Below are 13,752 nucleotides of genomic sequence, written 5' to 3' on the forward strand. Positions count from 1 at the left end.
GAGTCAACGACTCGAGTGCTTTTTGAGGGATTGCTTATAAATAATGATTGTCCCGACGGCTTTTTTGATATCTGCCACCGTTTGCGTCCCCGCAAGCTGCATGACCATCTCCAATTCTTTTTTGAAGAAATCAAAGACTTGTTGAACACCGGTGGCACCACCTAGAGCCAACCCATAAATCACTGGTCGACCGATTGCCACCAGATCTGCTCCGCAAGCAATCGCTTTAAAGACATGCTGTCCTCGCCGTACCCCGCTATCGAAGATGATCGGCGCCCGACCTGCTACTGCTTCAGCCACGATCTGCAAGGAATCAAAGGAAGCTGGACCACCATCCAATTGGCGTCCCCCGTGATTTGAGACCCAAATCCCTTGTGCACCTGCCCCTAATGCTCGGTCCACATCTTCTTCTGATTGCACCCCTTTGACATAAACCGGCAAATCAGATTCTTTGGCGATAAAAGCGACATCCTGAGGACTTAATTTTTGTTTTGAGGAGCCGTAAACGGCATCCATCGTTTGTCCGATCCCTGATTGATAAGCCTGAACGATCGGCATTGCCAACGGAAAGGTGAAGCCATTGCGGCGATCCGTTTCTCGATTGCCCCCAACAGTTGCATCTGCGGTCAAAACGATCGCTTTGGCGCCATTGCGTTTTGCCATCGCTAAGATGTCTTTGTTAATGCCATCGTCTTTGCTCATATAGAATTGGAACCACTGCGGCGCTTCTTGGCCACCAGCTGCTCGGATTTCTTCCAACGTACAAGAAGCATACGAACTCGCCGTATAGATCGTGCCAAAACGTGAAACACCTTTAGCTAACGCTTGTTCTGCCGCAACATTTGCTAAGCCGTGGGCAGCCACAGGCGCCATAATGATTGGCGCTGACAACGTGTCACCGCCAAAGGACAACGTTGTGTCCGGTAATTCAATGTCCTTTAAGACATGAGGAATGATCAATTTGTGATTGAAGGCGCGTTCATTTTCTTGATAGGTAAAAATATCCCCCGCACCACTGCTGATATAGCCATACCCACCTTTAGGAATCACTTCCTCTGCCGCGATCTCCAAATCGCGCATATTGATAAAATCGATTGCTCCTTCTGCGGTACTTGCTTGATAAATTTTTTCCATGCCTTTCCCTACTCTCCAATAAGATAACGTTTACATTTTCATCCTACCCCTGATTGCAGGATCACGCAACTCATTCGCTCACTCCTACTCAACACGCTGCTTTTACTTTTCAACTCAAGCCAGCCCTCCATTTGAGCTGGCTGAATTATTTTTATGTTCGTGAGAAATATTCTGCCAATAACAACGGCTGAATCGTTGGATATGTCCAACTGGCAGGCGGCTCTGCCCTTACATAAATTGCTTCGATCTCTGAAGTCAACTCATCCTCCAAGTCCGTGATCTGGGCTTCGAACACCAAGCCGTAATCGGTCTCCCCGTCTTTTTCTACCCCATAGATAAATAACGGCTCTAGAGTAAAGTGCTTGGCTCCTGTTTCTTCCTTTAATTCACGGGCGGCACACGCTGTGATGCTTTCTCCTGATTCTCGCTTACCTCCGGGTATTTCTAATGTGTCTCGTTCTTTGTGTTTGACATAGACGAGCTTTTCTTGATACTTGCTGATGATCACCGCAAAAACTAGCTGCTCTTCTGCGATCTTTTCAAGCTCAAAAATCGTTACGTGATTCATTTTACTCATTCCTTTCAAAAAAGCAGGCTTGCTTCTATAATAAACAGTCGTTAAAAATCAAAAAAAGTGCTGATCCCTTATGGAAAGGATCAGCACTTGCAGCATGTTATTCTTCTTCTTCCGCCATGAATGTGTTGAAGACTTCTTCAATCATATCCCATTCTGCTTCTGTTTCGATCTGTTCTAATTCACCTTCAGAACCGTCTTCGTTTTCAATATAAGCGTACGCTTGTAATTCAACGTCTTCTTCTTCCGGTACGCCTGCTGGATAAAGCAAGACGTAGTTGCGGCCGAATTCTTCCGTACCGTCAACCGTTAATAGAATTTCGTATAAGGTTTCATTTCCTTGGTCATCGATCAAAGTAATGTGTTCATGTCCTTCATGATCGTGATCGTGGTTATGATCGTGTGTATGTTCTGACATTTATTTTCCTCTTTTCTGTAAATTAAAACAGCTGTTTCCCAGCACCATCTAAATAATTCTGCAAAATCATGACTGCTGCTAATTTATCAATCACTTTTTTTCGTTTGGCACGCGATGTATTCGCCTGTTCTACCAGCATTCGTTCTGCTTGAACGGTCGTCAGACGTTCGTCTTGGTAAACGACAGGCAAACCGAATTGCTGTTCGATCGCTGCGCCGTAAGCCATAGAAGCTTCCGCTCTAGGTCCGATCGTATTATTCATATTTTTAGGTAGTCCTACCACAAAACGTGAGACTTCATATTCTTTCACCAATTCAGCAAGTCGATCATAACCGAAATTGCCTTCATCTTCATTGATGCGAATGATCTCGATCCCTTGTGCTGTCCAGCCCATTGGGTCACTGACCGCCACGCCGACTGTCCGCGAACCAACATCCAATCCCATGATTCTCATTATAGGTTGATCCCGTGATTGCCTAAATAATAACGGATCAGAACTTCCATGATCTCATCCCGTTCGTGACGACGAATCAAATTCCGGGCATCCCGATAACGAGGAATGTAAGCCGGGTCGCCAGAAAGGAGGTAACCGACGATTTGATTGATCGGATTGTATCCTTTTTCCTCTAATGCTCGGTAGACGATAGCTAATGTTTCGCTGACTTCTTTTTTACGGCTATCATCAAAATCAAAGCGAACTGTTTCATCTGTAAAACCCATTTCACGACACCTCTCTTTTGTATAGATTTTAGCATATGTTCCTACTTTATTGTACTAAACGTTTGATAAAACTACAAACATATGCTTAGATTTTCTTCATTATAACAAAGGTTTATGATGTTTCTATGAACTTTCTTAAAAAAAGCTAGAAAGCGCGATAGACATACTGGTTTTCTGGTGCTTCAATCGTCTTCTCTTGGTCTGCTACCACCATCGGCAAGTCTCGTTTGAAGGGTTGATAGTACTTCGATTGGATCGTCCCTTCCACGTGGAGCCACTGGTTATTTTCTGCAGTCGCTTGCTGCGGCAATTCCACCCGTAAACCGAAAACGCCTGAATCAGCCACACAATGGATAATGCCAAAACGAAACAAAAAGATTTCATTGGCATCATCTTGATCTGCATGGTACACAAATCCATCATAGGTGATTTTCTTACCAATGAATTCACTCGGGTACGTATAGATCAACTCCATGACTTCCAAGTAATTTTCTTCCGTTACCGCAATCGTCTCATCTTTGGCGTAACGTGCCAAGGCTGCATCCATCTGAGTGTCATAATCTTCTTTGTTAAAATAAAGACTTGTATCGGGTTTCAGATATTGGGTCGTCATTTCTGGATCCCCCACAGATTCTTCACTTAGGGGGAAATTAAACCCTTTTGCTTCAACGATCGTCGTATCCAAGCTAACGGTGGGAAAAAAGAGACCCACGATGATCGGTAAGGCTAATAGAAAATACGCAATCACTCGTTGGTATTTTTTCTCTAATCCATGCTGGTGCTCGTCGTCATGATGATGCTCGGGCTCTTGTTTGACCCAAAAGTACAGCTGGACCAAAGCCAACAATAAAGAAATGATCATAGATAAAATAGCGAGATAGCGATAATGAATGTTGATAAACTGATTGAGTTTGCCCGTCACTTGCAAATACATCATTAATTCAAAATAGCCTGATAAGATCAAAAAACGAATCATTCTTTACACCACCCATGCATAAATTGAAACGACGATTGCGACTAAACCAACCAGAGAAGCGATAAAACGCCCCGAAAAGTACCGCTTCATCATCAACAGGTTTTTAATATCTACCATTGGACCAAAAACCAGGAAACCGACGACTGGTCCAGTGCCGAATAAACTCAACAACGAAGAGCCGATAAAGGCATCTGCTTCGGAACATAGGGATAATGTCAGTGCCAACAGCAGCATGACGAAAACCGCTAACAGCTTCGTGGAGCCTAATGTCAGCATCAAGCCAGTTGGCAGATAGGTCTGCATCGCTGAGGCGATCAACGCACCAATGATCAAATAACGCCCAGTATCGAAAAACTCATCCAAACTATGCTGCAGCAAATGACGAATCTGCCGAAGAAGCGGATGACTGGTCTTTTCTGTTTGATGGTGGGCGTGATCATGCCCATGATGGTGTGGGTGAGCTACTTGCTCATTCCCGCCACTTAATTGATTGGCAAGCCGTGTTTTTAAGACCTCTTGTTTGTTAAAATACGCCAGCCAGATCCCCACGACCATTGCGACCAATAAGCTGCCCAGTACACGCAAAAAGGCGAACTTCGCGGAATTTCCAAAGGCAATGAATGTCGAAAAAATCACGATAGGATTGATGATCGGTGCAGTCAGCATAAAGGCAAACGCCGTATACACTGGCACTTCTTTTTTTACGAACTGATTAACGATCGGTACGATCCCACACTCGCAGGAAGGAAAAAATACCCCCAGGCCACAACCAACAGTGATCGATGCCAATTTGTTTTTTGGTAAGAGTCTCGTGACTCTTTCTGGCGTCAAGAAGACTTGTAAAGCACCTGATATCAAGCAGCCCAATAGGACAAAGGGCAAGGCTTCAATGACGATAGATAAAAAAATAACACTCATTTGCAGGACAGAATTCGGTAATGCCTGAAACATAACTTTAACCTTCTTTATCAATAAATTCGAAACGCTGGAATTACTATACGTTTTTTCCTTTTTTTATACAACGTTTTTTTTAAAGCAGTCTGTTTTTTTAATCGTTGCTTTAGATTTTCCTTATCTTTAAATCCTTCTTGTTCACCTAAATGATCAGCAACTAGCAGATATTTTGACTTTTCCTCAAGAACAGCGTACATTTTCCATGGAGGAATGACTTATGCAAAAAAATCAACCGATCCAAGAGAGGCTCGCCCAACATCCGTTGGCACTACTCTATCTCTCTCAACCAAATTGCAGTATTTGTGTTGCGGACAAACCACGCATCCAAACACTGGCACAAACCCAACAACTCCCACTATTTACCATCAACACGCTGACAGAGCCAGAAGCAGCCAGTTTATTTTCGGTCTTGACGGTTCCCGTCGTCCTCTTGTTCGCAAATGGGAAAGAAGTGCATCGCGAAGCCCGCATCATCGATTTCACACGTTTGACTCAACAAATCTTGCGGTATCAAGAAGCACTCACAAGCGTTGAAGAGCAAGATTCCTACGAATCACTTTTTGACCAGTTAGACGAGTAAGTTCAGTGAATGAAAGCAAAAAACAGCTGTCAGATCCTTGTATATACTACGATCTGGCAGCTGTTTTGCTGGTTCCTATTTATGTGATGCGATTATTCGCTTAGTGATGGTTCTTCTACTGGTTCTTCATGGGACAAGACGTTGCCTGAATGCAAGAAATAAATCAATGTTTGCAATTCATTGGTTAAGTCAACGTTTTGAATCAGCACGCCTTTTGGTGCAGTGATCCGTGCAGGTGTAAAGTTCAAGATTCCTTTAATGCCAGCTTTCACAAGCTCGTTCACTAAATCTTGTGAATGTTGTGCGGGAACCGTCAAAATAGCCACATCGATCTGCTGGATCTTCACTTGTTCCTTCATGTCATCCATTGGATAGACCGGCACACCATCTACGATTCGACCAACTAGATCTTCATTGACATCAAATGCAGCACTGATCCGAATGCTGTTGCTTTGGTGAAATTTGTATTTCAACAAGGCGCTCCCCAAGTTTCCGACACCGACTAAAGCTACATTCGTCATGTGGTCTTCGTTCAATGTCTTCGCAAAGAACTGCATCAAGCTTTCAACGTCATAGCCATAGCCGCGTTTTCCTAATTCACCAAAGTAGGAAAAGTCGCGGCGGATCGTCGCACTATCAACTTGAACAGCTTCACTTAGTTCGGTCGAAGAAACTTTTAATTTGCCAGCTTGGTGCAAAATACGCAAGTAACGATAATATAAAGGCAATCGCTTCGCTGTTGCCTTTGGAATTTGATGATCTTTCAAAGAATACTCCCCCATTGTGAAAAATTCACTTGTGATGAAGCTATCATAACAAATACATTGTTCAAAAATCAATTTGAATGCTCATAATTTGAAATATAAATTTTATAATGGTAAAATCAAACTTTTTCCCAATCGCCGTTTCCCCTAAAATATGATAGACTTGTAGTATTGTAACCTTGATACAGACAAGTTTCTTAAAGATAGGAATGACATACACATGATTTTATTACAAGCCAACCAAATCGCCCGTCTTTTCGGAGCCGAGGTTTTATTTGAAAATATCCAATTAGAAATTGCCAGCAATTCCCGAATCGCGCTTGTTGGGCGCAACGGTGCTGGTAAATCAACGCTACTGAAAATTATTGCTGGACTCGAAAGTCCTGATAAAGGAACGATCGCTAAAAACAAGACCGCTACGATGGGCTACTTAGCTCAAGATACCGGACTTGCTAGTCAGGCCACCGTTTGGGAAGAAATGCTAGGAGCTTTTGCAACGGTTCGGCAGATGGAGCAGCGCATGCGTACCTTAGAGATCGCCATCTCCGAAGCAGATCCTGCTGCTGACTCTGGCAATCTCCTCAAAGAATATGATCAATTGCAACATGAATTCGCAGAAAAAAACGGCTATGGCTATGAAAATGAAATTCGCTCCGTCTTGCACGGTTTTCAGTTTGATCCTTCTTTTTACACACAGCCGATCGATACCCTTTCCGGTGGTCAAAAAACCCGCTTGGCATTAGCAAAAATGCTGCTGCAAAAACCTGATATCTTGATCCTCGATGAGCCGACCAACCATTTAGACATCGAAACGTTATCTTGGTTGGAAAACTATCTACAAGGATATGCCGGTGCGTTGCTGATCGTTTCCCATGACCGTTACTTCTTAGACAAAGTTGTCAATGAAGTCTACGAACTGAGTCGGCAAAAAATGCGCCACTACAAAGGCAATTACAGCCGCTATTTGACCCTGAAAGCTGAACAGCTGCAAAGCGAATGGAAAGCCTTTGAAAAGCAGCAAGAAGAAATCAATAAACTGGAAGACTTTGTTGCCCGCAACCTTGTCCGTGCGTCTACCACCAAACGCGCGCAAAGCCGCCGTAAGCAATTAGAGAAAATGGACCGGTTGGATCGCCCGCAAGGAGATGAAAAATCCGCCCACTTCCTTTTTTCCATTGAAAAACCTTCAGGAAATGTTGTGATGCAAGTAGAAAATGCCGCTATCGGTTATTCTGAAGAAGAAGTTTTATCGGCGCCCATCGACTTAGATGTTCGTCGCAAAGATGCGATCGCTTTAGTGGGACCGAATGGGATCGGCAAATCAACCTTACTGAAATCGCTGATTCATAAAATCCCCTTTATTCAAGGAAAGGTGCATTTTGGCGCCAATGTCTCAATCGGGTACTATGACCAAACTCAATCCGATCTGCACTCAACCAAAACGATCCTCCATGAGCTTTGGGATGACCACAGTACCACACCTGAAGTCGAGATTCGCAATATATTAGGCAGCTTCTTATTTTCTGGAGAAGATGTTGAAAAGCCGATCACGCTGTTAAGCGGTGGCGAAAAAGCCCGTGTCGCTTTGGCAAAATTAGCCATGGACCATGACAATTTCTTGATTTTGGATGAACCAACCAATCACTTAGATATCGACAGCAAAGAAGTCTTAGAAAATGCCCTGATCGATTATGAAGGCACGTTGTTCTTCGTATCTCACGACCGCTACTTTATCAATCGAATCGCCACCAAGGTCGTGGAACTGTCTGAAAACGGCAGCAAGCTCTATCTAGGCGATTACGATTATTATTTAGAAAAGAAACAAGAAGAAGCTGAGATCGCAGCAATGTTGGAAGCAAAAACAACCGAAACCACCATCTCAGCGGGCAAGCAAAACTTTGTCCAAAGCAAAGAACAGCAAAAAGCCGTTAGAACCTTACAGCGAAAAGTCGCCCAAATCGAAGAAGAGCTTGCCACGATAGAAGAAACGATCCAGCAACTGGAACAAGACATGACCGCACCAGAAGCGTTGAATGATCATGTAAAATTGACCGCGTTGAATCAAGCGTTAGAACAAGCCCGCACTGAACAAGAAGCCCTATTAGAAGCATGGGAAAATACTAGCTTAGAACTAGAGGCATTTGAAAGTTGATCGTGGAATCGGTCTGTAGGCCGATGACAAGCTCCCCCTCCTTTGTTTTACTTAAAAGAACAGGATGAATACGTACGATTCGTAAAACAAGGAGGGAAAAATGCAAAAACAGACAGATGTTTATCGAAAGCGTCGGCCAATGATTGTTTTAGCAGGATTGGTGTTGATTTGGATAGGGTTCAATCGAATCTCTCATCACGTGTTGTACGGAGAGTTGTCCGAACACGTGTCTACCGCCGTTGCCTATGATGATAGCTACGATGACGAATATGTTTACTCCCAAGCTTTTTTAAGTGAAGATATCAATGCTTACTTAGGGGAAATGGACATCACAACACCGATTTTCCTGCAGACGAACGAAGAATGGGCCGATAGATCCTATGGCAATGACGGCAGCCAAACCTTAGCAGAAAACGGCTGTGCGATCGCTTCTCTTGCGATGGTTCAATCCTATCTTGAAGGCTATCACATTACGCCACCGGAAGTCCTTGATTGGGCAGGAGATCATTATTACGTTGACGGCCAAGGAACGGACTGGCGGATTTTTTCTGATTTTGCCGATGCAAACGGCTACAACTATTATGATCTTAGTACTGACCTAGCTAGCGTTGAAGCCTACTTGCAACAAAATCATCCCGTCATCGTTTCTATGACCCCAGGGGAATTTACAGATGGCGGCCATATCATGGTCTTAGGTGGAATGATGGGCGATCAAGTGTTTGTCTTAGATCCCAATGATGATCCGGAAAAATCCCACTACGCTACTTACTACACACTAGATGAAATCGCTGATCAAAGCTTACGCTTTTGGACCTTCAGCTGATTGTTCGAAAAAAGTCCCATTGTGGGGCTTTTTTCTTTGTCGTCCCGAAAGTAGCAACTGGATCTTATTTTTTTAATAAAAAAACCCTTTTTTCTCCCTTTGGGAATCCGCTTTCTATTATAATGGAAGAAAGAAAGGTGTGAAGTCTATGAAAATCGGTATCCCCAAAGAAATCAAGAACAATGAAAATCGTGTGGCATTGCCGCCCTCCGGAGTCTATGAGTTAGTCCAAGACGGACACGAAGTCTTCGTTGAACAAGGCGCTGGTGCAGGATCAACCTTTTTTGATCAAGCGTATCAGGAAGTCGGCGCTACGATTGCTACCGTTGAAGAGGTTTGGGCCTCTGAATTGGTTATGAAAGTCAAAGAACCTTTACCAGAAGAATACCCCTTTTTGCATGAGGGACTGGTTTTATTCACCTATTTCCACGTAGCCGCCAATCAACAGCTTGCTCAAGCGTTGATCGACAGCAAAGTGATCGCTGTTGCTTATGAGAACGTCCAGCTGGCGAACGGCACCCTGCCTTTACTGTCTCCCATGAGTGAGATCGCTGGAAGAATGTCTGTTCAAATTGGCGCGCAATTTCTCGAAAAAATTTATGGCGGAAAAGGGATCCTGCTTTCGGGTGTTCCCGGCGTCCGTCAAGGTCGGGTAACGATCATTGGTGGTGGCGTTGCCGGCGAGAATGCCGCGAGAGTCGCCGTAGGTCTAGGCGCACAAGTGACAATTTTAGACGTTTCAATCCCACGCTTACAAGAGCTGGATCGACAATTTTCTGGTCAAGTCCAAACTTTGTATTCCAATCGTTTGAATATCGAGCGAACGATCCAATCCGCAGACTTGGTGGTAGGAGCCGTTTTATTGCCAGGACAAAAAGCCCCGTGCTTAGTGACCCGCGACATGGTGAAACAGATGCCTGAAAAATCCGTGATCGTCGATATTGCCATTGACCAAGGCGGAATTTTCGAGACCGAAGACAAAGTCACCACCCACGACGAGCCAACCTATATCCGGGAAGAAGTCATTCACTATGCAGTGGCGAATATGCCGGGTGCTGTGCCGCAAACGGCAACCATCGCATTGAGCATTGCCACATTGCCATATGCCCAGCAGCTAGCGAAGGATCCTTTAGCAGCGTTGCGAGAAAACGAGGCCCTTGCCAAAGGGGTCATCGCCTATGAGGGCGCATTTACTTCAAAAGAAGCCGCTCACGATCTGTCATTGCCTTTTACCGATCTATCGGAATTGATTTGAGCCACTCTCCCACAATAAAACCAGCAGCCGTACAAGTAATTCGCGGCTGCTGGTTTGCTTTCTATGAGAATTTCCTTTTTTGGGTAGCATGGGCTTTGGAAGTATGCTATATTCATACTTAAAAAAATTCGACCTAGACAGGAGGAACACTGTGCTTACTCAACAACAAATCCAAGCATTTCCCAAAGTAGAACTTCACTGCCATCTCGACGGTTCCATTCGTCCAGAAACATTGATCGCCATCGCCAATCAGCAAGAGCTTCCCATCGCTCAAGACATCGAAGCTGTGAAAGCACAGATGCAAGCCCCCAAAGATTGTCATGACCTGAGGGATTATCTTCGCTGCTTTGATTTTGTTCGGCCGTATCTGCAAACACAAGAAGCTTTAGCAGCTGCTGCCTATGACGTGATGGAACAAGCCGCTCAAGATGGGGTCGCTTATATTGAGATCCGCTTTGCCCCCAGCTTATCGATGGACAAAGGACTCACTTGCAGCCAGACCATCCAAGCCGTGATCGAAGGCATCGCACGAGCAGAAAAACGCTACCCAATCAAAGGCAATGTTTTGGTCATTGGGATGCGTCAAGAAGACCTACCAGCTATTACGGAGATTTTTGATGAAGCGATCGCTCTTACCGATGAAAAAGTAGTCGGTATTGATCTAGCAGGTCCAGAAGAAGACGGGTACGTCCCTGATTTAGCTGCCAGCTATCAAGTGTTCCTCAAGAACCAAAGTGTCCAGCTGACCTTACATGCAGGCGAATGCGGCTGTGTGCAAAACATTTATCAAGCCATCGAAAGCGGTGCGCAGCGGATTGGCCACGGCATCGCCTTAAAAGGAGATCACACTGCTCAAGCGTTTGTTCGAGAACAAAAGCGCTGTATCGAAGGCTGTCCTACCAGCAATGTTCATACTCGTGCGATTCCCACATACTCGGCATACCCATTAAGAGAATGGCTGGAAGCCAAGGTCCCTTTTTGTTTGAACACCGATAACCGAACGGTCTCAAATACGACATTGACCAATGAATACCTGCAAATGGCTCATCATTGCGACATGTCCGAATCAGAGATGCGCTTCATAAACGAAACTGCCGCTCAGCATTCCTTTGCGGAAGCTGCCGACAAAGCGGTACTCTTGAAAAAAATTCAAGAATGGCAATTCTAATAAACATGGACGCTAGTGATCCCCACTGGCGTCCATGTTTATTTCCAAAACAATCAACTTTCTTTCCTTCACGCAAAGAAGAGCCGATCGATCCTTGTTAATCCTAAGGCATCGATTTCTAAAAGAGCTCTTTCGTAAATTTCTGTATTTGTGAAAGCCACACTCTCGTGGGCATCGATCCCAATAATACAAGAGCAGCCGACTTCCTTAGCGATCTTCCAAAATTCAGGATGCGGATAGCCACCATTCGTATAGCCCGCCAAATTATACTCCAATGGCAGCTGATACTCTTTGGCTTTTTCGCATAAACGGTAAGCAACTTCTTCGCAATGGGAATCGAAGGTTTTATAGCCCCGCATAAACACATCTGGGTGTGCCATATAAGCAAAAATTTCTGATTCGATCCCTTGTAAAGAAACACGGAGATAATCTTTGATCGCTTTTACCGAATCCCCGGGTGTATGGTCGTAATAGTGATTGCTTTCGATTTCAGGAAAGTGATTGCCAAAAATCAAATAGTCGATCGACAGCCTTTCTTTCTCTGCAACTAGCCAAGGAATCATTGTTTCAAAATATTCACACTCTAATCCTAATTTCACATCGATTTGTCCTTGATATTTTTCCCGTAAGCTTTTCACCGATGAAACGTAATCTTCCAATTGCGCAACATCCATCCGCATGGGCGAGACATACCCATCCTCAAAGGGCCAGGGACAATGATCAGCGAAGCCGATTTCCTTAAAGCCAGCTTGGATGGCTTTGATCACATAGTCTTCATCAGAATCCCGTGCATGTTTGCATCGAGTTGTGTGGGTATGATAGTTTGCTTTCCACATGGTTATTCACTCCTTCTTATTACATTTAGGTTAATTTGTTTTTGTGATCGCATTTTAGGTACACTCTTCTTGAGGCGTTATCCTTCAAACCGTTCGCTATTTTACAGAATCTTTTGTAAACGGAACCATTTTTTCGAAAAAATAGTACTAGCTATCAACACCTATCACTTAGCAACTTCATCAGTCTGGATTTATTCCAGTCCATTTCATTATAGAATTGCGGCTATCCCAAGACAATCAAAAGAAAGCTGCAAGCGGTTGCTTCTTTTCCCATCACTTCCATTGAGTCGTTTCTCTTGGGACAAATGAATTTTTCAAGAGGACGTGTCTTGGTGCGGTTTTGTCTCCTTGTACCTCTTGAAAAAGTAGCTGGGTCGTCCAATCCACCATCTCCTCTAAAGGTCGTGCGATGGACGAAAGCAAAGGGTTAGTACAAAGACAAACATTGGTGTTTTCATAACCAATCACTTGAATCGCTTCACCAACCTTTTTATCCAGTGAATGAAGGGAACGTAAAGCGCAGGCTGCCAAAAAATCACTTGCCGCAAAAATGCCATCGATAGAAGGCCATTGACGAAAAAGTTGATCAAAGGAAGTTTGCGTGACATTTACAAAATCGAGTATGACCTCGTGAACATGGATCTCTGGGTATTGGTCCATCACTTGATAAAAACCAGCTGATTTTTCTTGAACGGAATGTAATGTCTTTGGTCCATTAACGAAGAGGATCTCGCGACAACGATTTTGGATTAAGATCTGTGCTGCCAACTGTCCACCTGAGGTATTATCCGCAGAAACGGAGGATACTTCATCGCTAAGGACTCTACCCACACTCACTAGAGGTAATTTGAGAACCTTTTGCAACAATGGACCTTGCGTACAAAGGTTGGTACATAAAATTACCCCATCAATATTATTTGCGAGAAACAAGTTCAAAAAATAGGTTTCTCTTTCAGGATTCCCTTGTGTGGTACCAATCATCAAACTATAGCCTTTCTCAATCAGTTGCGACTCGATTCGGGTAATAAATTGATTATAAAAATCATTTTTCAAATCATAGATCAGCAAGCCGATCATCTTTGAGGAATTGTAATAAAAGGACCGTGCTAATTCATTTGGTACATAATCAAGTGCTTGAATTGCTTCTAGCACAATCTGCTTTGTTTCTTCATTCACGTATTTTTTATTGTTGATCACTCGTGAGACGGTAGTCACGGATACATTGGCAAGTTTTGCCACGTCTTGCATGTTTGCCATTGGTCCCTCCTTTCTCTCTTTTACATGTCTCGTAAATATTAAATCCTTTTCCATTTGATCTATTATCCGAATGCAACATTCCAAAACGCTTTCTTTTTATTCTATAATAACAAACCTTACCTTACATTTTCTATTTTTATG

Annotated in this window: 15 protein-coding genes; 5 read left to right on the forward strand and 10 right to left on the reverse strand. The window is 43.8% G+C overall.

Annotation, left to right across the window (positions count from 1 at the left end; translation table 11 throughout):
* Nucleotides 1-3: 3 nt before the first annotated feature.
* From ACIPK1_RS01815 to ACIPK1_RS01845, 7 genes are all read right to left on the reverse strand, one after another.
* Nucleotides 4-1,134 carry an alpha-hydroxy-acid oxidizing protein gene (locus ACIPK1_RS01815; protein ID WP_400449791.1) on the reverse strand — a complete coding sequence of 377 codons (1,131 nt, stop codon included), beginning with the start codon at nucleotides 1,132-1,134 and terminating at the stop codon, nucleotides 4-6.
* A 151-nt stretch (nucleotides 1,135-1,285) separates the two neighbouring features.
* Entirely contained in the window at nucleotides 1,286-1,702 is a 417-nt protein-coding gene (locus ACIPK1_RS01820) for an NUDIX domain-containing protein (protein WP_042890226.1), read from the reverse strand.
* Between the two features lie 106 nt (nucleotides 1,703-1,808).
* Entirely contained in the window at nucleotides 1,809-2,126 is a 318-nt protein-coding gene (locus ACIPK1_RS01825; protein ID WP_005228559.1) for a DUF1292 domain-containing protein, read from the reverse strand.
* 22 nt (nucleotides 2,127-2,148) lie between these two features.
* A complete protein-coding gene (gene ruvX, locus ACIPK1_RS01830) occupies nucleotides 2,149-2,580 on the reverse strand; it encodes a Holliday junction resolvase RuvX (RefSeq protein WP_005234242.1) in 432 nt (143 codons plus the stop codon).
* Nucleotides 2,580-2,846 carry an IreB family regulatory phosphoprotein gene (locus tag ACIPK1_RS01835; RefSeq protein ID WP_005228556.1) on the reverse strand — a complete coding sequence of 89 codons (267 nt, stop codon included), beginning with the start codon at nucleotides 2,844-2,846 and terminating at the stop codon, nucleotides 2,580-2,582. Before ACIPK1_RS01835 ends, ruvX begins: the two co-directional genes overlap by 1 nt.
* Nucleotides 2,847-2,991: 145 nt before the next feature.
* On the reverse strand, nucleotides 2,992-3,822 hold the full coding sequence (locus ACIPK1_RS01840) for a TIGR03943 family putative permease subunit (RefSeq protein ID WP_008380795.1): 831 nt from the start codon (nucleotides 3,820-3,822) through the stop codon (nucleotides 2,992-2,994).
* 3 nt (nucleotides 3,823-3,825) lie between these two features.
* Nucleotides 3,826-4,773: a permease gene (locus ACIPK1_RS01845; RefSeq protein WP_008380792.1), complete on the reverse strand. Its 948-nt coding sequence runs from the start codon at nucleotides 4,771-4,773 to the stop codon at nucleotides 3,826-3,828.
* Between the two features lie 220 nt (nucleotides 4,774-4,993).
* Here ACIPK1_RS01845 and ACIPK1_RS01850 point away from each other — a divergent pair, with 220 nt between their 5' ends.
* A complete protein-coding gene (locus tag ACIPK1_RS01850) occupies nucleotides 4,994-5,356 on the forward strand; it encodes a thioredoxin family protein (RefSeq protein WP_008380790.1) in 363 nt (120 codons plus the stop codon).
* 92 nt (nucleotides 5,357-5,448) lie between these two features.
* Here the strand turns inward: ACIPK1_RS01850 and ACIPK1_RS01855 are convergent, their stop codons facing one another.
* Nucleotides 5,449-6,123: a redox-sensing transcriptional repressor Rex gene (locus tag ACIPK1_RS01855; protein ID WP_005228549.1), complete on the reverse strand. Its 675-nt coding sequence runs from the start codon at nucleotides 6,121-6,123 to the stop codon at nucleotides 5,449-5,451.
* Nucleotides 6,124-6,340: 217 nt separating this feature from the next.
* On the opposite strand from ACIPK1_RS01855, the gene ACIPK1_RS01860 reads away from it, so the two are divergent.
* The 4 genes from ACIPK1_RS01860 (at nucleotide 6,341) to add (ending at nucleotide 11,518) form a co-directional block, all read left to right on the forward strand.
* Entirely contained in the window at nucleotides 6,341-8,272 is a 1,932-nt protein-coding gene (locus ACIPK1_RS01860; RefSeq protein WP_086372318.1) for an ABC-F family ATP-binding cassette domain-containing protein, read from the forward strand.
* Between the two features lie 100 nt (nucleotides 8,273-8,372).
* A complete protein-coding gene (locus ACIPK1_RS01865) occupies nucleotides 8,373-9,095 on the forward strand; it encodes a C39 family peptidase (RefSeq protein ID WP_301388778.1) in 723 nt (240 codons plus the stop codon).
* A gap of 148 nt (nucleotides 9,096-9,243) precedes the next feature.
* A complete protein-coding gene (gene ald, locus ACIPK1_RS01870) occupies nucleotides 9,244-10,350 on the forward strand; it encodes an alanine dehydrogenase (RefSeq protein ID WP_400449796.1) in 1,107 nt (368 codons plus the stop codon).
* 151 nt (nucleotides 10,351-10,501) lie between these two features.
* The gene (gene add, locus ACIPK1_RS01875) at nucleotides 10,502-11,518 is read left to right on the forward strand and encodes an adenosine deaminase (protein ID WP_086297866.1); all 1,017 of its coding nucleotides are present in this window, start codon (nucleotides 10,502-10,504) and stop codon (nucleotides 11,516-11,518) included.
* Nucleotides 11,519-11,586: 68 nt separating this feature from the next.
* Here add and ACIPK1_RS01880 read toward each other — a convergent pair whose 3' ends face one another.
* Entirely contained in the window at nucleotides 11,587-12,354 is a 768-nt protein-coding gene (locus ACIPK1_RS01880) for a histidinol-phosphatase (RefSeq protein ID WP_301388781.1), read from the reverse strand.
* A gap of 273 nt (nucleotides 12,355-12,627) precedes the next feature.
* A complete protein-coding gene (locus tag ACIPK1_RS01885) occupies nucleotides 12,628-13,611 on the reverse strand; it encodes a LacI family DNA-binding transcriptional regulator (protein ID WP_074933365.1) in 984 nt (327 codons plus the stop codon).
* Nucleotides 13,612-13,752 lie beyond the last annotated feature (141 nt).

Source organism: Enterococcus sp. NPDC086594 (assembly GCF_044746145.1).
Classification (GTDB): Bacteria; Bacillota; Bacilli; order Lactobacillales; family Enterococcaceae; genus Enterococcus_D; species Enterococcus_D entomosocium.